We start from the raw sequence: 19,505 nt of genomic DNA on the forward strand, positions 1-19,505 counted from the left end.
AGCATCGAATGAATTATCGAAGCCCCGTGCAATTGCATGGGGCTTTTTGTTTAGCAGTGGGTGTTTTTGCGAAGTGAATGGTGCTGGTTTTATCGCTTTCCGGCAGAAATTGCTTTTATGGCGCAGCGTACTTATCTGGACAGAAAAGCAAGGCACCGCTAAAAGCGGTCAACCGAAAACTCCACTTCACCTCCTGGCAGTGCGGGAGAGCCTCGGGCCTTCAATGACGGTTGGCGGCTATGGGAGTTTGAACAGGATAATTGATACAGCTTTCTGCAGAGCTGTATCCGTGCAGGGCAAAAAAGCCCAAGGGTGACTTATGGCTGGCGTCAACGAGATTAGGTCCACATTCCTCGATTATTACCGCAAGAACGGGCATGAGGTCGTTCCATCGAGCCCACTTGTCCCGCGTAACGATCCGACGCTGATGTTCACCAATGCGGGTATGGTTCAGTTCAAGAACGTTTTTACGGGTCTTGAACACCGTTCCTACAATCGCGCGACGACTTCCCAGAAGTGCGTGCGTGCCGGTGGCAAGCACAACGATCTGGACAATGTCGGCTATACCGCTCGTCACCATACGTTCTTTGAAATGCTCGGCAATTTCTCGTTTGGCGACTATTTCAAGGAAGATGCCATCAGTTTCGCCTGGAATCTGATCACGAAGGAATTCGGCCTTCCGAAGGACAAGTTGCTCGTCACCGTTTATCACACGGACGACGACGCTGCGAATTATTGGAAGAAGATCGCGGGTCTTTCCGATGACCGCATTATCCGCATCGCTACAAGTGATAACTTTTGGGCTATGGGCGATACCGGTCCATGCGGTCCGTGTTCAGAAATCTTCTTCGACCACGGCGACCATATCTGGGGTGGACCTCCCGGATCGGCTGACGAAGACGGTGACCGTTTCATCGAAATCTGGAACCTCGTTTTCATGCAGTTCGAGCAGATCACGCCCGAACAGCGGATCGACCTGCCGCGTCCGTCTATCGACACCGGAATGGGGTTGGAGCGCGTCGCTGCGGTTCTGCAGGGCGTGCACGACAATTACGATATCGATCTCTTCAAGGCATTGATCCGCGCTTCGGAAGAAGCAACCGGCGTGAAGGCTGAGGGCGAATTCCGCGCCAGCCACCGTGTGATTGCTGATCATCTGCGCGCTTCGAGCTTCCTGATCGCTGACGGTGTTCTGCCGTCCAACGAAGGCCGCGGCTATGTTTTGCGTCGCATCATGCGCCGTGCAATGCGTCATGCCCAGCTCTTGGGCGCCAAAGAGCCGTTGATGTGGCGCCTGCTGCCGGCCTTGATCCGCGAAATGGGACAGGCTTATCCGGAACTGATCCGCGCCGATGCCTTGATCTCCGAAACGCTCAAGCTTGAGGAAACCCGCTTCCGCAAGACGCTGGATCGCGGTCTTGGCCTCCTGTCGGATGCGACGGAAAGCCTTGTTGAAGGGGATCGCCTCGATGGCGAAACCGCTTTCAAGCTTTACGACACCTATGGCTTTCCGTTGGATCTGACGCAGGATGCACTTCGTCAGCGCGGTATTGCCGTCGATACGGATGGCTTCAGTGCCGCCATGCAGCGCCAGAAGGCCGAGGCCCGTGCGAACTGGGCTGGTTCTGGTGAAGCCGCAACCGAAACGATCTGGTTCGGCATCAAGGATAAGGTCGGTGCGACGGAATTTCTCGGATACGAGACCGAGGTTGCCGAAGGCGTTATCACTGCGCTTGTCCGCGATGGCGCGGAAGTACAGTCCGCTGCTGAAGGCGATGTTGTTTCGGTCGTAGTCAACCAGACCCCGTTCTATGGAGAATCCGGCGGCCAGCAGGGCGATACCGGCACGATCTCCGGAGAAGGTTTTGCTATCGCAATCAAGGATACGCAGAAGAAGGGCGAGGGCGTCTTCGTTCACATCGGCGAAGTCACCAAGGGGACGGCGAAGACCGGCGATGCTGTTGAGCTGAAAGTGGATTCGGTGCGCCGCACGCGCATTCGTTCCAACCATTCGGCGACGCACCTTTTGCATGAGGCGCTGCGTGAAACGCTCGGCAGTCATGTTGCGCAGAAGGGTTCGCTCGTTGCACCGGATCGTCTGCGCTTCGACTTTTCGCATCCGAAGCCGATTTCGGCTGAAGAGCTGACGCAGGTTGAAAATCTCGCCAACGAAATCATTCTGCAGAACGCTCCTGTCAGCACCCGCCTGATGGCTGTTGACGATGCCATTGCCGAGGGTGCCATGGCACTGTTCGGTGAAAAATACGGCGATGAAGTTCGCGTCGTTTCCATGGGCACCGCCAAGCATGGTTCGAAGGAAGGCAAGGCCTATTCGGTTGAGCTTTGCGGCGGTACGCATGTGCGCCAGACCGGCGATATAGGTCTCGTCCGCATCGTTTCGGAAGGTGCTGTTGCCGCTGGCGTTCGTCGTATGGAAGCGCTGACGGGTGAGGCAGCACGTCTTTACCTTGAAGAGCAGGACGAGCGCGTAAAGGCCATCGCCGGTGCACTGAAGACGACACCGTCCGAAGCGCTGGAACGTGTCAACGCACTGCTTGATGAACGCAAGAAGCTGGAACGCGAACTTGCTGATGCGCGCAAGAAGCTTGCGCTTGGCGGTGGTTCGGCAGATGGCGGCAGCGCCGTTGAAGCTGTGAATGGCGTCAACTTCCTCGGCAAGATCGTGACTGGCGTTTCCCCGCGTGATCTCAAGCCGCTTGCCGACGAAGGCAAGAAGCAGGTCGGCTCCGGTGTGGTGCTGTTCATTGGTATCGGCGAAGATAGCAAGGCCAGCGCGGTGGCTGCGGTGACGGAAGATTTGGTTGGTCGCTTTAGTGCGGTCGATCTGGTTCGCGCTGCTTCTGTGGCCCTTGGTGGCGCAGGTGGCGGCGGTCGCCCGGACATGGCGCAGGCCGGCGGGCCGGATGGCGATAAGGCCGACGCTGCGATTGCAGCAGTCAAGGCACTGATCATCTAATGCAAAAGGCCGGGTTAACCCGGCCTTTTTTATCGGTGGAATTAAGCCGCATGAATTGTGCGGCTGTCGTCAGGCGCTTCGCTTCGTTCATCCAGACCATAGTCACGCATGATGCTGGCTACACGCAAACGGTAGTTCTCAAAAACACCATTGCGTCCCTTTCCCTGTGCTGCCCGATGAGACGGCAGGTTGCGCCATTCACGCACCGCATCTTCGTCGCGCCAGAACGAGAGCGAAAGCAATTTGTCGGGATCAGCCAGGCTTTGAAAACGCTCGATCGACAGAAAACCGTCAATCCTGGAAAGATCTTCGCGCAGGCCTGCGGCAATATCGAGATACTGTTCACGTCTGTTGTCATCGGCTGGCCAGACTTCGAATATGACGGCAATCATGGCTTGATGAACTCCCCATGCGGTGCGGATTGGAGTTTGAGGAAGATGCGGTCTTCGGATCGGATGAATTGTTCTCTGCGCGCAAATTCGTAATTCTCGCGTCCCAGCGGATCGGCGGCAAGCCGTGCCCGATATGCTTCATACGCGGCAAGGTTTTCGACTGAATAGACGCCGTAGGCTGTGGTCGACGAACCTTCATGCGGCCCGAAATAGCCGATGAGATCAGCGCCGCAGCGCGGAATCGCCTGTCCCCAATTGCGCGCATATTCTGCAAAGGCATCCGCTTTGAACGGGTCGATCTGATAGCGGATGAAACAGGTTATCATGCGTGTCTCCTTCAAAAGCATGTCTTCGATGCTGACAATGTAGCAATTGAAGTTTCTCCATAGTTCGGTTAGCATCGAAGTATGAAAGATGGCCCGATCATAGCTTCCGTTGCAGCACTCCTTGGTGATCCGGCGCGTGCAAACATGCTCACGGCGCTGATGGATGGTCGTGCGCTGACTGTCAGTGAACTCGCGTCAGCCGCAGGCGTGACGCTGCAAACCGCCAGCGGACATCTTGCGAAGCTTGACGCGGCCAATCTACTGGTCGCGGAGAAGCAGGGGCGGCACCGCTATTTCCGGCTTTCAGGAACAGATGTGGCGCAGGTCCTGGAAGGTTTGATGGGGCTTGCGCAACGCACCGGCGCTGTGCGGGTGCGGACCGGCCCGAAAGATCAGGCGCTGCGCAGGGCGCGCATCTGCTATGACCATCTCGCCGGTGAGCGTGGCGTGGAAATGCTTGATGCCTCGCATCGGCTTGAGCTGATTGTTGATGACAATGAGCCGGTGCTGACAGAAAAGGGCAAGTCGTTTTTCAGTTGCCTTGGCGTTGATGTGACCACTCTGGAGCAGGGCAAGCGCCCGGTCTGTCGTCACTGCCTCGACTGGAGTGAGCGTCGCAACCATCTGGGCGGAGCGCTCGGTGCAGCGCTGTTGAACCATTTCATTTCAAATGGCTGGGCACGCCGCGAAGCGGGGCGTGTCATCGCGTTCTCGCCAAAAGGTGCACAGGCATTCTCACGCACGTTTGAGCTGGCTGGCCAGATTACGTGACCTGAACAGCCAGCATTATGTTGTTAATGCTGAGTGGCTGCTGCTGCTGCCTCGTCCAGTTCCGTGGCGCGCTTCATGGCGGGGCGATCTTTTAGTCGGTCCCAATAGGCGACGAACGCTCCTCTGGCCGGCAACGTGCCGAAGCGCAGGCCCCAGCCGATGTGCGAGCCGACATAAACGTCAGCCGCCGTGAAGCGGTCGCCGGTGATGTATGGATGGTGCGAAACCGCTTTCTCCAATGTGTTGACCACTGTATCGTAATTGCCGTAGCCGACCATTCCCTGCTTGTCTGCGGGGATTTCAAAGCCGAGCGCATGGTTGGACAAGGCGGCTTCCACAGGACCAGATGTAAAGAACAGCCAGCGGAAGAAATCCGCGCGCTCATTGGGGTGAGGCGCCAGACCAGCTTCGGGAAATGTTGTTGCCAGATAGGCGCAGATTGCAGCCACTTCCGTCACCACCGCATCGCCGTGGCGCAGGGCAGGAACTTTGCCCATCGGATTGATTGTGCAGTAGTCAGGCCCCTTCATCGGTGGCCCGAAATCCAGAATTTCCACATCATAGGGTTTGCCGATCTCCTCCAGCATCCAGCGCGCGATGCGTCCGCGCGACATCGGGTTGGTATAGAGCTTCAACTCAGCCATTTCATCCTCCCTGTAAGCGGTGGCAGGATGCGCTTTTTCCCTTGAAAAGGAAATGAAAAAACCCGGCAGCGGGGCTGCCGGGTTTTCCATATCGACGATAAGCGTCGAATATTTTATCAGGCGGCCATGGCCTTCTGAAGGTTCTCGTCGATCTTGTCGAGGAAACCGGTGGTCGAGAGCCAAGGCTGATCCGGACCGATGAGCAGAGCCAGATCCTTGGTCATGTAGCCGCTTTCGACGGTGTCGACGCAGACCTTTTCCAGCGTGTCGGCAAAACGCTTAAGCTCGGCATTGTTGTCGAGCTTGGCGCGGTGAGCGAGACCGCGGGTCCATGCGAAGATCGAAGCGATCGAATTGGTCGAGGTTTCCTCGCCCTTCTGATGCTGGCGGTAGTGACGGGTAACGGTGCCGTGTGCAGCTTCTGCTTCAACGGTCTTGCCATCCGGCGTCATCAGAACCGAGGTCATCAGGCCGAGCGAGCCAAAACCCTGAGCCACGATATCCGACTGCACGTCGCCGTCGTAGTTCTTACAAGCCCAAACATAGCCGCCGGACCACTTGAGCGCCGAAGCGACCATGTCGTCGATGAGGCGATGTTCGTACCAGATCTTTGCAGCCTTGAACTTGTCAGCGAACTCGGTCTGGTAAACTTCTTCGAAGATGTCCTTGAAGCGACCGTCATAAGCCTTGAGAATGGTGTTCTTGGTCGAGAGATAGACCGGGTAGTTGCGCTGCAAGCCGTAGTTCAACGAAGCACGGGCAAATTCGCGGATCGATTCGTCGAGGTTGTACATGGCCATTGCCACACCAGCCGCCGGAGCCTGATAGACTTCGTGTTCGATGGTCTCGCCATCTTCACCGACGAACTTGATCGACAGCGTGCCCTTGCCCGGGAATTTGAAATCGGTCGCGCGGTACTGATCGCCGAAAGCATGACGGCCAACGATGATCGGCTGGGTCCAGCCCGGCACGAGGCGCGGAACGTTCTTGCAGATGATCGGCTCGCGGAAGATCACGCCGCCGAGAATGTTGCGGATCGTGCCGTTTGGCGACTTCCACATCTTCTTGAGCTTGAATTCTTCAACGCGGGCTTCGTCCGGGGTGATGGTTGCGCATTTTACGCCAACGCCGTGTTCCTTGATGGCATTAGCCGCATCAATGGTAACCTGGTCATTGGTGGCATCGCGGTGCTCGACTGACAGATCGTAATATTTCAGATCAATGTCGAGGTAGGGATGGATCAATTTGTCCTTGATGAACTGCCAGATGATGCGGGTCATTTCATCGCCGTCGAGTTCAACGACCGGGTTCGCAACCTTGATTTTTGCCATGGATGAAGCCTCTTTTTCAATGCGTCGCGCCCGTATAGCACTCACGACGAATAAGGCAAAGCGTAAGAGGCTTATTCTTTGGCCTATAGAGCGTTTAGGCGGTCAAAATTTCGGGAGAGACTTGCGAAAAGCGTGAAATGGCTTTTGACTGCACCGATTATGCGGCGCGGTGTGCAGCGCGATTGTCATCACGAGATTTCTCCCAGGAAGATTGCCGCTGGCGATAGTTTTCCTGTTCCCTGACCAGAATGGTATCTGCATCCAGTGTAGAGATGGCGGTCGACTTGTCTGTGGGAACAAGGCCGTTCAGCTGCAACGAAAGATAGCGTCCACAGCAGACCCGCAGGAACGACGCGAAATTGTCGAGGTCGTGCCCTTCATTCCGGGATTCATCGTAAAGTTTGCCGATAAGACGGCTGACCGTGAGATCATCGCGTGCTGCAATATCTTCGAGAGCCCACCAGAAGAAATTCTCAAGCCGGACGCTTGTCACGACACCGTCGATGCGCAGCGAACGTGTTACGCTCAGCCAGAGCTCAGGATCGGCACCGATGAACAGCCTGCACATGATTTCCTCCGGATCATTCTCCCAAACTTACTGTCGCGCAGTTTCGCCCTGCCTGCAACCTTGTTGGGAAACAGGCAGGGCGTTGCGATCAGCTATGGGTGATCCTGGTGCCGAGCACAGTAAGGAACTGTGATAGCCATGCTGGATGAGCAGGCCATGCGGGCGACGTGACGAGATTTCCATCTGTAACCGCCTGATCGACCGGAATATCGGCATATTTGCCACCGGCGAGTTCAACTTCCGGACGACAGGCCGGGTAGGCGGAACAGGTGCGACCTTCCAGAACACGGGCTGCAGCCAGCAATTGCGCGCCGTGGCAGACTGCAGCGACTGGCTTGTTCGCTTCAAAGAAATGCTTCACCACGGCGATAACCTTATCATCGAGACGCAGATATTCCGGTGCCCGGCCACCGGGAATGACCAGAGCGTCATAGCTTTCCGGCTTTATCTCGGCGAAGGTCGCGTTCAGCGTGAAGTTATGGCCGGGCTTTTCTGTATAGGTCTGGTGGCCTTCGAAGTCGTGAATGGCTGTCGCGATATGATCGCCAGCCTTCTTGCCGGGGCAGACCGCATGAACCGTATGACCAACAGTCAAAAGCGTCTGGAACGGGACCATGGTTTCATAGTCCTCACCAAAGTCGCCGCAAAGCATGAGTATCTTCTTACCGGACATGGTTTCCTCCCTTTGATCCTGTATCTGGTGGGACAGTCTGGCATGAATGGGCAGCAAATAGGTGTTATCGGGCTACTACACAGGCTTTTCCGTAAAACACGTAAGGGGAATCTTTGCGATTCTGCGTCAATTATGTAAGGGAAGCGCCACGATACGATAGTTAATGCGGAAGAGATCATGGCAGGAACAGATAAACAGCGCCCCTTTATAGCGGAAGGACCGGCAATCGTGCTGGTGGAGCCGCAATTGCCGGAAAATATCGGCATGGTGGCGCGCGCCATGGCGAATTTTGGTCTGGCTGAACTGCGTCTGGTCAATCCGCGTGAGGAATTTCCGAGCGAAAAGGCGAGGGCGGCAGCCAGCAAGGCCGATCATGTGATCGACAATGCGGTCGTCTATGACGATTTGCCTTCGGCTATCGCCGATCTCAATTTCGTCTATGCGACAACGGCACGCGAACGCGATGGCTTCAAGCAGGTTCGCAGCGCCGTGGAAGCGGGGGGCGAGCTGCGCCGTCGTTTCCGGACTGGTGAGAAGACCGGCATCCTGTTTGGCCGTGAGCGGTTTGGCCTCAGTAATGAGGAAGTTGGCCTTGCGGATGAGCTGGTGACTTTTCCGGTCAATCCGGCTTTCGCATCGCTGAATATCGCCCAGGCCGTTTTGCTGATGTCCTATGAATGGATGAAGTCGGGTCTTGAGACGGAAACGGAAACCGTATTCCGTGGACCGGAGCTTGAATTGGCACCGAAGAACGAATTGCAGGGCCTTTTCAATCATCTCGAAGAAGCCCTTGATGTCCGGGGATATTTCCGTCCGGAAGCCCGCAAGGAAATCATGGTCAACAATCTGCGTGCTGTGCTGACGCGCGCCGGCTTCGCATCCGCAGAACTCAAATTGCTGCGCGGTGTTATCACGTCTCTTGACGTGTTCACACCGAAGAAGCCGCGTGGCTCGGGTGCCCCGGAAGGACGTGCGCGCAAGCCTGCGAGCGAAGCTCGGGCAATGAAGGGCAAGGACGAATGAAAAACGCACCCGCAGTGAGCTTTTCCGCCATGCCTTCCGCCGACGCCGAAAGACCCATTCTGGTTTTTGACAGCGGTATCGGAGGGCTGACGGTTTTGCGCGAAGCGCGGGTGCTTATGCCGGATCGTCGCTTCGTCTACGTTGCCGACGATGCCGGGTTTCCCTATGGCGGATGGGAAGAGGATGCGTTGAGGGAGCGGATTGTCGAACTGTTCGGCAAGCTCATCGCCGCCTATGATCCCGAAATCGCGGTCATTGCCTGCAATACGGCCTCCACGCTGGTGCTGGATGACTTACGGCAAGCCTATCCTTCGGTGCCGTTTGTCGGCACGGTGCCGGCAATCAAGCCCGCTGCAGAAAGAACATCGTCGGGGCTTGTTTCCGTGCTGGCGACCCCCGGTACCGTCAGGCGTGCTTATACGCGCGATCTCATTCAATCTTTCGCCACCCAGTGCCATGTTCGTCTCGTTGGTGCCGATCAGCTTGCGACAGTAGCGGAAGCCCATATTCGCGGCGAAAGGATCGACGAGGCGCTGGTCGTGGAACAGATCGCTCCCTGCTTCATTGAGCAGGATGGTAACCGGACCGACATTGTCGTGCTGGCCTGCACGCACTATCCGTTCCTTGCCAATGTGTTTCGCCGTTTGGCGCCATGGCCGGTTGACTGGCTCGATCCTGCGGAAGCGATCGCCCGGCGTACCGTCTCGCTGCTGAAACCACGCCGCGCCGATGAAGAGCTGCATCATCACAACGATCTGGCGGTCGTGACATCCCGCAATCCGGACTATGCCATCCGCAGGCTCATGCAGGGTTTCGGTCTGCATTTTGCTTGAGCCGTTGTTCTCAAGGTCTTGAATTTTCCGGCTATGTAGCAATCATGGTATTGATCGTTTCATAGGGGAGGATGCAATGACCGGAACCATACCACAGATCACCCTGCCTTCGGGCCAGACGGTTCCAGCGCTCGGGCAGGGCACCTGGTATATGGGTGAGGACAGCACACAACGCCTCTATGAAATCGAAGCACTGAGAAGCGGTATCGATCTCGGGATGACGCTGATCGATACCGCGGAAATGTACGCTGACGGTGAGGCGGAAGATGTTGTCGGCGAAGCCATCACGGGCCGTCGTGACGACGTGTTTATCGTCAGCAAGGTATTGCCGTTCAATGCGTCACGGAAGGGAACAATCGAGGCCTGCGAGAGAAGCCTGGAGCGCCTTCGCACTGATCGTATAGATCTGTATCTGCTGCACTGGCGTGGGCGATATCCGCTTGAAGAGACTATTGCTGCATTTGAAGAACTGCAGCATGCCGGAAAAATCGGCGGCTGGGGTGTCAGCAATTTCGATACGGATGATATGAAAGAGCTGGTCGGTATAACGGGCGGCAAGGCCGTTGCAACGAACCAGATACTTTACAATCTGACGCGACGCGGCCCGGAATTCGACCTGATGCCGTGGTGTACCGAGCGGAAAATTCCGTTGATGGCTTATTCGCCTATTGAGCAGGGTCGATTGCTGGGCAGTTCCGTACTGGCGGAAATTGCTGGTGAGACAGGCGGAACGCCAGCCTCAGTTGCGCTTGCCTGGACGATACGAGACGGCAATGTCATAGCAATTCCAAAATCCTCCAACCTGCATCATGTGCGAGACAACAGAAAAGCCGCAGAGTTGCGGCTTTCCGAAGATCAATTGAAACGTCTGGACCGGGCTTTCGCACCGCCGTCCCGCAAGACGGCGTTGGAAATGCTCTAACCCGCTTCCTTCTGGCGAGTGTCCTTCTTTGCCTGAGCGACACTTGCGGCCTTACGGAGCCGCCCCCGCTCTGCCGGACGGACAAGGCTGTCATATTTTTCGTTCGGGATGTTGCGCATGCCGCTAAGTGCGTGACGCGTGTTGAAATCCTTGCCCTTCTTTTCGTTTGCTTCCTTGGTCGCAAGCGCTTTTCGGGCATTTGTGATTAATTCGGCGCTGGCCGACATGCGGCGGCGACGTTCAACTTCGGTGTTGATACGACGGACGGCCATGGCCAGTACCGAAACTTTCAGATGAGAACCTTCATCTGCCTTGGACGGAGTAGAGCCGCGGGCAGCTCCCTTTCCGCGCATTTCACGTCTGCGCTGGTGGGCCTGATCTTTCGCCTTCTTGCGGCGTTCGCGGATCAGTTTCGCCAGATGGGAAAGCTCCTCGTCGGGAACGTTCTGCAAAAATGGATGGTGCGACTTTTCCACCAGCTCTTTTTCGTCGGCATTGAGAGCACGAGCTTCCTGCTTCTTGGTGACGGCCATGGGACATCCTTTCTGCTAATGATAAGAATTCTCCGGAGGGGATATAGGCGTGAACATTCCACCGGAAAGATCGGGTTGCTTATTCTGGTTCTTCGGTCGAGGTTTTTCTGCTTTGCTCTTCAAGGTGCTTCAAGATTGCCTTCAGCTTGTCGAGAGGAAGGTGTTCCGCACCTATGGTCTCACTCCTGGCTGTTGAGACGATGGTCAAAATTTCATCGAGTTTTGCTTGTGTCGCGCTTGCTTCGCGATCCTGTGCGTTCTGGATAAGGAACACCATCAGGAATGTGATGACTGTGGTCGATGTATTCACCACCAGTTGCCAAGTATCCGAGAAGTCAAAGAAAGGCCCGCTAATGCCCCATAACAGGATGAACAAGGTTGCCAGCCCGAATGCCAGATAATGGCCTGCAAGTTCGGCGGCTTTTTCGCTGAGCTTTGTGAAGAACTGTGACATCGCAACCTCCAGACGACAGGCGAGAAACGCTTGATGGAGGGGCGGGGTTCCGTAATTGCATAGATATGCGGAACTTTCAGGCGCTGGTCGACGTTTGATCCTCATAGAAAACGCGGAGGTCAAGCGATGGAAATTGTCGAAACCCGCATCAGTTCGGTTGGGGGCTTCAAGCTCTATATGGTGGAGTTTGTCACCGAGGGCGAAGAGAAGATCACTGTCAAGGTTGAGAACGAGACGGAAGCGGAACTGGCGCGCGATGAAGTGATACGTCGTGCCGCGATCAAGCTCGGCGAAGCGCTGGGCGTTGCATGTATGGAATGCGGCATTCAGCCTGAAAACCTGTTGACACGCCCCAGCGCGCGCCGCGCGGGTGACCGGGCAGAGCTGGAGCGCCAGCTTGAAGAGGGCTTGGAAGATACGTTCCCGGCCAGCGATCCAGTATCCGTTACGGGCTCGACGATTGCCGGTTTTGCCGGACCGAAAAACTGAATGATGGTTCTAGAGCGGTTTCGGTTAAAACGGAGTCGCTGGAACCGCTCTGAGTATTTTTTTGTCGCATTATCTGACGCATCGAAGCGGGATCAGAAATCAGTCCAGTGAACTGATTTCCCCGCGTAGACGCTTTGCACTTTTGCTGGAAATGCTCCAAGCAAGAAGCCGGGCTATTCACCCGGCTTCTGAAGTTGTTCAGAAAATGAGTCCTGTAAAGGGCATATCCATCTGAGAATACTACAGATTACGACGTTTGCCTTCCATCAGGTCGAGCACGGCGCGGGCACAATCAAGCACATTCGAGCCGGGGCCGAAAACCGCCGCCACACCGTGGTCGAACAGATACTGATAATCCTGACGGGGAACGACGCCACCACAGACGACAATGATATTTTCGGCGCCCTTCTTGCGGAGCGTGTCCACAAGCTGAGGCAGAAGTGTCTTGTGACCGGCTGCTAGCGACGAAACTCCAAGAACATGCACCTTGGACTTGATCGCCATATCGGCAGCTTCATCCGGCGTCTGGAACAGTGGCCCGGCCAATATGTCGAAACCGATATCGCCGAAGGCTGACGCAATGATCTTGGCACCGCGATCATGGCCGTCTTGGCCGAGCTTTGCCACCATCACTTTCGGCGTTTCGCCGATCTGCTTTGAAAAATCGCCAAGCCGCTCAACCAGCGTCTGATATTCGGGCTCGTCCTTATAGGCCGCGCCGTAAACCTTCTTGACGACCTTCGGAACTGCAGCATGATCGCCGAATGCGCGGCGCATGGCGTCGGAAATTTCTCCGACGCTGGCGCGAGCACGGGAGGCTTCAACAGCGGCGGCGAGAAGATTGCCTTCGCCGGTCTTTGCAACCTTTTCCAGTTCTGCCAGAGCTGCTTCGACTTTTGCCTTGTTGCGCGTTTCCTTGATGCGATTGAGACGTGCAATTTGCGACTGGCGAACAGCCGAATTGTCGATTTCCAGAATGTCGATTTCGTCTTCCTGTTCCAGCCGGAACTTGTTGACCCCGACAATGATCTCTTCGCCCTTATCGACCGCCGCCTGCCGTTTGGTCGCTGCTTCTTCGATGAGGCGCTTCGGAAGGCCGCTTTCGACCGCCTTGGTCATGCCGCCCAGACCTTCGACTTCCTCGATCAGCGCCCAGGCCTTCTCGGCCAGCTCGTTGGTGAGGTTTTCGATGTAATAAGAACCTGCCAGCGGATCGACCACTTTGGTTACGCCGGTTTCGTTCTGGAGGATGAGCTGCGTATTGCGAGCGATACGAGCCGAAAATTCCGTTGGCAAAGCAATGGCTTCATCGAAGGAATTGGTGTGCAGCGATTGCGTACCGCCAAGAGCAGCTGACATGGCTTCAAATGCGGTACGGACGATATTGTTGTAAGGGTCCTGCTCCTGCAAAGAGACGCCTGAAGTCTGGCAATGCGTACGCAGCATCAGCGAGCCGGGCTTCTTCGGATCGAATTCCTTCATGATGCGCGACCAGAGCAGGCGCGCGGCGCGCAGCTTGGCGATTTCCATGAAGAAATTCATGCCGATGGCGAAGAAGAATGACAGTCGTCCCGCAAATTCATCGACATTCAGGCCCTTGTTCAGGGCAGCACGCACATATTCACGCCCATCGGCAAGCGTGAAGGCGAGTTCCTGAACCAGTGTCGCGCCCGCTTCCTGCATATGGTAGCCGGAAATGGAAATCGAGTTGAACTTCGGCATTTCGGCTGCCGTATAGGCGATGATATCCGCAATGATCCGCATGGATGGTTCCGGCGGATAGATATAGGTGTTGCGGACCATGAACTCCTTGAGAATGTCGTTCTGGATCGTGCCGGAAAGCTGGGCGCGGGGCACGCCCTGTTCCTCGCCCGCCACGATAAAATTGGCAAGGATCGGGATCACCGCGCCGTTCATCGTCATGGAAACGGAAATTTTCTCAAGCGGGATGCCGTCGAAAAGGATCTTCATGTCCTCGACGGAATCGATGGCAACACCAGCCTTGCCCACATCGCCTTCAACACGTGGATGGTCGCTGTCATAGCCGCGATGCGTGGCAAGATCGAAGGCAACCGAAACGCCCTGCTGACCGGCAGCTAGTGCCTTGCGATAGAAGGCGTTGGATTCTTCCGCCGTCGAAAATCCCGCATACTGCCGGATCGTCCACGGACGACCCGCATACATGGTCGCACGAGGACCGCGCAAGAAAGGCTCGAAGCCGGGCAGGGTGCCCAGATGGTCGATGCCCTGCAAATCGTCTTCCGTATAGAGCGGCTTGACGTCAATGCCTTCTGGCGTGTGCCAGATCAGGCTGTCAGCAGGCCGCTTCAGTTCCTTCTCGGCCAATGCTTCCCAGTCTGCTCGGGTTGTGGGGCGCTCGCTCATATCGACCTCACTCAAATTCCATAATCAGTTCGTCTACGGCAAGGCTGGAGCCAGCCTCCGCTGTGATGCGCTTTACGGTAGCACGGCGTTCCGCACGCAGCACGTTTTCCATCTTCATGGCTTCTACGGTGGCCAGTGGCTGACCGGCTTCGACAGTTTCACCATCCTTGACGAGGATCGATGTGATGACGCCCGGCATCGGGCAGAGCAGCATTTTCGACGTATCCGGAGGCAGCTTTATCGGCATGAGTTTTGCGAGTTCTGCGACACGTGGCTTGCGGACGTGAGCGACCATATCCATGCCGCGCCAGCGCAGGCGCCAACCAGTGCCCGAGCGCGAAACTTTGATTGCAATGGGCTTGCCGCCAACGGTGAATGAACCCAGATGGCTACCGGGATGCCAGTCGGTGGCAACAGGCAGGCTACCACCATCCACAAAATTGATCGTCGTTCCGCCTTCGCCTTCCACAATGCGAACCGGCAGGATGAACCCGCCAAGTGTCGCCACCCAGTCAGTCGCGACCGATTGCTTTTCGCTGGAAATCCGTCCGGTAATCTGCATGTTGCGCTGCTCGATCGCCAGATTGATCTGGGCAGCAACCGCAGCAAGCACCCGCGCATCATCTTCCGAAACCGGGACGCCGGCAAAGCCGTCCGGATATTCCTCGGCAATGAATGCGGTTGTGAGTGCACCTTCGCGGAAACGCGGATGATCCATTACTGCCGACAGGAAGGGCAGGTTGTGACCGATGCCTTCAACCTCGAATGCGTCCAGAGCATCTCCCATCGCATCGATGGCGCTGGTGCGATCCGGCCCCCAGGTGCAGAGCTTTGCGATCATCGGATCATAATACATCGAAATTTCGCCGCCTTCGAACACGCCAGTGTCATTGCGCACGATCGTACCATCCGAATTGCGGCCTTCGGCTGGTGGGCGATAGCGGGTCAACCTGCCGATAGAGGGCAGGAAGTTGCGATACGGGTCTTCCGCATAGAGGCGGCTTTCCATAGCCCAGCCGTTGAGCTTCACGTCGCTCTGGTCGGAACGGAGCTTCTCACCCGATGCAACGCGGATCATTTCTTCCACGAGGTCGATGCCGGTAATGAGCTCCGTCACCGGATGCTCAACCTGCAAACGCGTATTCATTTCAAGGAAGTAGAAGTTGCGGCTGCCATCAACGATGAACTCCACCGTGCCTGCAGAGTAATAGCCAACGGCCTTTGCGAGAGCCACTGCCTGCTCGCCCATGGCTTTGCGGGTGGCTTCATCAAGGAATGGCGAGGGTGCTTCTTCGATAACCTTCTGGTTGCGGCGCTGGATCGAGCATTCGCGTTCGCCCAGATAGACAACATTGCCGTGCTGGTCACCCAGAACCTGAATTTCAATATGGCGCGGCTGGGTAACGAATTTTTCGATGAAGATGCGGTCGTCGCCGAAAGAAGACTTGGCCTCATTGCGCGAAAGCTGGAAACCTTCGCGGGCTTCGTCGTCGTTCCACGCGATACGCATGCCCTTACCGCCGCCACCGGCTGAAGCCTTGATCATGACCGGGTAGCCGACGGATGTGGAAATGCGAACCGCCTCGTCGGCGTCTTCGATCAAACCCATATGACCAGGTACGGTGGAAACTCCGGCTTCGGAGGCAAGCTTCTTCGAGGTGATCTTGTCGCCCATGGCCTCAATTGCGTTTACGGGCGGCCCTATGAAGGTGACATTGGCAGCCTTCAGTGCTTCAGCGAAACGTGGGTTTTCTGATAGAAAGCCATAGCCGGGATGCACGGCATCTGCGCCGGTTTCCTTGATCGCAGCCAGAATCCTGTCGATGACGATATAGGACTGATTGGACGGCGCTGGTCCGATGTGGACCGCTTCGTCCGCCATTTTGACATGCAGGGCATTGCGGTCGGCGTCGGAATAAACAGCAACCGTTGCGATGCCCATTTTCTTCGCCGTCTTGATGACCCGGCATGCGATTTCGCCGCGATTGGCAATGAGAATTTTCTTGATCATGTGCGTTTACTCAAATGAACCGGGGGATCACAGCGGGATGGTGTCGTGCTTCTTCCACGGCGTGCTTTGCTGCTTATTGCGCAGGCTGGCAAAAGCGCGGGCAATGCGGCGACGCGAGGAATGCGGCATGATGACTTCGTCGATGAACCCACGTTCAGCGGCCACGAACGGATTGGCGAAACGCTCCTCATATTCCTTCGTGCGCCCGGCGATTTTTTCGACATCACCCAGCTCGGAACGATAGAGAATTTCTGTTGCACCCTTGGCGCCCATCACGGCGATTTCCGCCGTCGGCCAGGCATAATTGATATCAGCACCGATATGTTTTGAGGCCATCACATCATATGCGCCACCATAGGCCTTGCGGGTGATGAGCGTGACCATGGGAACAGTTGCCTGGCTATAAGCGAAGAGCAGTTTTGCGCCGTGCTTGATGACGCCGCCATATTCTTGCGCCGTGCCGGGCAGGAAGCCCGGAACATCCACAAGGGTCAGGATAGGGATATTGAAGGCGTCGCAAAAGCGAACGAACCGGGCAGCCTTGCGCGATGAATCGATATCGAGGCAACCGGCAAGCACCATGGGCTGGTTTGCAACGACACCGATAGTTTGACCATCCATACGGATGAAGCCGGTAATGATGTTCTTTGCGAAAGCCTCCTGAATTTCAAAGAAATCGCTTTCGTCGGCCAGTGCGTGGATAAGCTCCTTCATGTCGTAGGGCTTGGTGGCGCTGTCTGGGATCAATGTGTCGAGGCGCATTTCCAGTCGCGACGGATCATCGAACACAGGGCGAACAGGCGGCTTTTCGCGATTGTTGAGCGGCAGGAAGTCGAACAGAATGCGGACCTGTTCCAGCGCTTCAATATCGTTCTCATAAGCGCCATCGGCGACTGATGATTTTCGGGTGTGGGTCGAAGCGCCGCCGAGTTCTTCTGCGGTAACGATTTCGTTGGTGACGGTTTTCACCACGTCAGGGCCCGTCACAAACATATAGGAACTGTCACGCACCATGAAGATGAAGTCGGTCATGGCTGGCGAATAGACTGCACCGCCTGCGCAAGGGCCCATAATGACCGAGATTTGCGGCACCACACCAGACGCATCCACATTGCGCTTGAACACGTCGGCATAGCCCGCGAGTGACGCGACGCCTTCCTGAATGCGCGCACCACCGGAATCGTTGAGGCCGATTACCGGCGCGCCGTTCTTCATGGCCATATCCATGATCTTGCAGATTTTCTGCGCATGGGTTTCGGACAATGAGCCGCCCAGAACGGTAAAATCCTGGCTGAACACGTAGACCTGCCGGCCGTTGATCGTACCCCAGCCCGTCACGACGCCGTCGCCAGCGACCTTCTGCTTTTCCATGCCGAAGTCGGTGCAGCGATGGGTGACATACATATCGAACTCCTCGAACGATCCTTCGTCGAGAAGCACTTCGATCCTTTCGCGGGCAGTAAGCTTACCTTTGCCATGCTGGGCATCGATACGGCGCTGACCACCGCCAAGGCGGGCTTCCGTACGGCGGGCTTCGAGTTGCTCAAGAAGTTCCTGCATAAAGTCCCCACTTTTGGGCGGCCTTTGGAAGGCGAGTTATGAAACTGAAAAGATAGTCTTTTTCTCCTTCCTGCTTAAAATCCGAAGACGTTCTGGAAAAGCTTGAAAAGGTGCGATTGTGTAAGATATAAATTTGCAAATAGCGAAATGCGAATTTGCGAAAATGGCACCGAGAAAACTTTATATCGGCAGAAAGATACGCGAAATACGCGAGCAACATAAGGCAACCCAGTCGGGCTTTGCTGAACGCCTCGGTATTTCAACGAGTTATCTCAATCAGATCGAGAATAATCAGCGGCCTGTTTCCGCAGCCGTTTTGCTCGCGCTGGCTGAAAACTACCAGATCGATATAGGCGCCATTTCACTGGGTGATGATGATCGATTGCTTTCAGCTGTTTCCGAGGCACTGGCTGACCCCGTTTTCGACAATTACAAGCCGAACCTGCAGGAACTGAAGCTCATTACTCAAAATGCGCCGGGGCTGGCTCATGCGCTGATTGCCTGCCATCAGGCCTATCGCCGCAACAGCGAACAGCTCGCAAGTCTGGATAATCAGCTGGGTCGCGCTCCGTCTACTGCGGAGCCTGCGCCTTATGAGGAAGTTCGCGACTTTTTCCATTTTATCGACAATTACGTACATGAGATTGATATTGCGGCAGAAAAGCTGGCAGCGGAGCTAAACATTCCGGGTCGGGACATCGGTGTAGCCTTGCCGCAATATATGGCGGAGCACCACCGCGTGCACATTGCGCGGGCCGGGCCGGAGGAGGCAGTCCTGCGCCAGTTCGACCCTGCTGCACGGGTGCTTTATCTCAATCCTTATTCACCCGCTTCGACCCGCAATTTCCAGATTGCGTTCCAGATTGCCGAACTGGAAATGGAAGAACTGGTGAGCGTGATTGCCAGACGCGCAGATTTTCGGTCTTCCGAAGCGATCGAAATTTGCAAGATTGGCTTGCGTAATTATTTCGCTGGGGCGTTGATGCTGCCCTATCAGACATTCCTTTCAGCAGCCAAGGAGCTGCGTCATGATCTGGAGCTGTTGGCATCGCGTTTCGGGGCAAGTCTGGAACAGGTTGCGCATCGGCTTAGCACCTTGCAGCGTTCCGGCCATCGGGGCGTACCGGTGTTTTTTGCTCGCATAGACAGGGCCGGAAACATCACGAAGCGACACAGCGCTGCCAAGCTGCAATTTGCGCGCTATGGTGCTGCGTGCCCGCTATGGAATGTGCATCAGGCATTCGAGACGCCGGGACGGATCATTCGGCAGCTTGCCGAAACGCCGGATGGTGCGCGCTATCTTTGCATTGCGACCGAGCTGACCAAGAGCGAGGGGGGATTCAATGCACCCCAGCGGCGCTATGCTATCGCCCTTGGCTGTGAGGTGGCCTACGCGCAGGATTTTGTCTATGCGGATGGGCTCGACATCGCAGTGCGCTCTGCCTTCGATCCGATTGGCGTTTCCTGCCGTATCTGTGAACGCGCTGAATGTGTGCAGCGCGCCGTTCCGCCGCTTAAAAGCAGATTGGCGGTCGATCACGACCGCCGCGGAATATTGCCTTATCGGCTGCTCTAGATATTTGTTTAACGCGCATCCCGAAAACCGTTTCACA

18 protein-coding genes are annotated in these 19,505 nt (G+C 56.1%); 7 read left to right on the top strand and 11 right to left on the bottom strand.

Annotated elements, in window-relative coordinates:
* Window positions 1-319 precede the first annotated feature (319 nt).
* A complete protein-coding gene (alaS, locus tag OANT_RS10330) occupies window positions 320-2,977 on the top strand; it encodes an alanine--tRNA ligase (protein WP_012091916.1) in 2,658 nt (885 codons plus the stop codon).
* A 41-nt stretch (window positions 2,978-3,018) separates the two neighbouring features.
* Here alaS and OANT_RS10335 read toward each other — a convergent pair whose 3' ends face one another.
* Together OANT_RS10335 and OANT_RS10340 are read right to left on the bottom strand one after the other, a co-directional pair.
* The gene (locus tag OANT_RS10335; RefSeq protein ID WP_012091917.1) at window positions 3,019-3,369 is read right to left on the bottom strand and encodes an antibiotic biosynthesis monooxygenase family protein; all 351 of its coding nucleotides are present in this window, start codon (window positions 3,367-3,369) and stop codon (window positions 3,019-3,021) included.
* Window positions 3,366-3,695 carry an NIPSNAP family protein gene (locus tag OANT_RS10340; RefSeq protein WP_010659936.1) on the bottom strand — a complete coding sequence of 110 codons (330 nt, stop codon included), beginning with the start codon at window positions 3,693-3,695 and terminating at the stop codon, window positions 3,366-3,368. The genes OANT_RS10335 and OANT_RS10340 overlap by 4 nt, the downstream gene beginning before the upstream one ends.
* Window positions 3,696-3,776: 81 nt before the next feature.
* On the opposite strand from OANT_RS10340, the gene OANT_RS10345 reads away from it, so the two are divergent.
* Window positions 3,777-4,466 carry an ArsR/SmtB family transcription factor gene (locus tag OANT_RS10345; protein ID WP_012091918.1) on the top strand — a complete coding sequence of 230 codons (690 nt, stop codon included), beginning with the start codon at window positions 3,777-3,779 and terminating at the stop codon, window positions 4,464-4,466.
* A gap of 23 nt (window positions 4,467-4,489) precedes the next feature.
* Here the strand turns inward: OANT_RS10345 and OANT_RS10350 are convergent, their stop codons facing one another.
* The 4 genes from OANT_RS10350 to OANT_RS10365 form a co-directional block, all read right to left on the bottom strand.
* The gene (locus OANT_RS10350; protein WP_012091919.1) at window positions 4,490-5,110 is read right to left on the bottom strand and encodes a glutathione S-transferase family protein; all 621 of its coding nucleotides are present in this window, start codon (window positions 5,108-5,110) and stop codon (window positions 4,490-4,492) included.
* Between the two features lie 116 nt (window positions 5,111-5,226).
* The gene (locus tag OANT_RS10355) at window positions 5,227-6,441 is read right to left on the bottom strand and encodes an NADP-dependent isocitrate dehydrogenase (protein ID WP_012091920.1); all 1,215 of its coding nucleotides are present in this window, start codon (window positions 6,439-6,441) and stop codon (window positions 5,227-5,229) included.
* A gap of 157 nt (window positions 6,442-6,598) precedes the next feature.
* The gene (locus OANT_RS10360; RefSeq protein WP_012091921.1) at window positions 6,599-7,009 is read right to left on the bottom strand and encodes a ribbon-helix-helix domain-containing protein; all 411 of its coding nucleotides are present in this window, start codon (window positions 7,007-7,009) and stop codon (window positions 6,599-6,601) included.
* Between the two features lie 88 nt (window positions 7,010-7,097).
* On the bottom strand, window positions 7,098-7,682 hold the full coding sequence (locus tag OANT_RS10365) for a DJ-1/PfpI family protein (RefSeq protein ID WP_012091922.1): 585 nt from the start codon (window positions 7,680-7,682) through the stop codon (window positions 7,098-7,100).
* Between the two features lie 177 nt (window positions 7,683-7,859).
* Between OANT_RS10365 and OANT_RS10370 the strand changes: the two genes are divergently transcribed.
* The 3 genes from OANT_RS10370 to OANT_RS10380 all read left to right on the top strand — a co-directional run bounded on the left by OANT_RS10370 (window position 7,860) and on the right by OANT_RS10380 (window position 10,460).
* Entirely contained in the window at window positions 7,860-8,705 is an 846-nt protein-coding gene (locus OANT_RS10370; protein ID WP_012091923.1) for an RNA methyltransferase, read from the top strand.
* Window positions 8,702-9,538: a glutamate racemase gene (murI, locus tag OANT_RS10375; RefSeq protein WP_012091924.1), complete on the top strand. Its 837-nt coding sequence runs from the start codon at window positions 8,702-8,704 to the stop codon at window positions 9,536-9,538. Before OANT_RS10370 ends, murI begins: the two co-directional genes overlap by 4 nt.
* 76 nt (window positions 9,539-9,614) lie before the next feature.
* On the top strand, window positions 9,615-10,460 hold the full coding sequence (locus OANT_RS10380) for an aldo/keto reductase (protein ID WP_012091925.1): 846 nt from the start codon (window positions 9,615-9,617) through the stop codon (window positions 10,458-10,460).
* Here the strand turns inward: OANT_RS10380 and OANT_RS10385 are convergent.
* Window positions 10,457-10,993 (bottom strand): hypothetical protein, encoded by a 537-nt coding sequence (locus OANT_RS10385; protein ID WP_012091926.1) that lies wholly within the window; start codon window positions 10,991-10,993, stop codon window positions 10,457-10,459. The two genes, OANT_RS10380 and OANT_RS10385, sit on opposite strands and share 4 nt — an antisense overlap.
* Before the next feature lie 79 nt (window positions 10,994-11,072).
* Complete coding sequence (locus tag OANT_RS10390) at window positions 11,073-11,447, bottom strand: low affinity iron permease family protein (RefSeq protein ID WP_012091927.1); 375 nt, start codon at window positions 11,445-11,447, stop codon at window positions 11,073-11,075.
* Between the two features lie 126 nt (window positions 11,448-11,573).
* Here OANT_RS10390 and OANT_RS10395 point away from each other — a divergent pair, with 126 nt between their 5' ends.
* Entirely contained in the window at window positions 11,574-11,936 is a 363-nt protein-coding gene (locus tag OANT_RS10395) for a hypothetical protein (RefSeq protein WP_012091928.1), read from the top strand.
* Window positions 11,937-12,176: 240 nt separating this feature from the next.
* Here OANT_RS10395 and scpA read toward each other — a convergent pair whose 3' ends face one another.
* The 3 genes from scpA to OANT_RS10410 are packed head-to-tail and all read right to left on the bottom strand — an operon-like array spanning window position 12,177 to window position 17,892.
* Window positions 12,177-14,321: a methylmalonyl-CoA mutase gene (gene scpA, locus OANT_RS10400; protein WP_012091929.1), complete on the bottom strand. Its 2,145-nt coding sequence runs from the start codon at window positions 14,319-14,321 to the stop codon at window positions 12,177-12,179.
* A gap of 7 nt (window positions 14,322-14,328) precedes the next feature.
* Entirely contained in the window at window positions 14,329-16,332 is a 2,004-nt protein-coding gene (locus tag OANT_RS10405) for an acetyl-CoA carboxylase biotin carboxylase subunit (RefSeq protein WP_012091930.1), read from the bottom strand.
* A 27-nt stretch (window positions 16,333-16,359) separates the two neighbouring features.
* A complete protein-coding gene (locus OANT_RS10410) occupies window positions 16,360-17,892 on the bottom strand; it encodes an acyl-CoA carboxylase subunit beta (protein ID WP_012091931.1) in 1,533 nt (510 codons plus the stop codon).
* A 163-nt stretch (window positions 17,893-18,055) separates the two neighbouring features.
* Here OANT_RS10410 and OANT_RS10415 point away from each other — a divergent pair, with 163 nt between their 5' ends.
* Window positions 18,056-19,468, top strand: coding sequence for a helix-turn-helix domain-containing protein (locus OANT_RS10415; RefSeq protein WP_012091932.1), 1,413 nt, complete (start codon window positions 18,056-18,058; stop codon window positions 19,466-19,468).
* The last annotated feature ends 37 nt before the right edge of the window (window positions 19,469-19,505 follow it).

The sequence above is a fragment of the Brucella anthropi ATCC 49188 genome, assembly GCF_000017405.1.
Lineage (GTDB): Bacteria > Pseudomonadota > Alphaproteobacteria > Rhizobiales > Rhizobiaceae > Brucella > Brucella anthropi.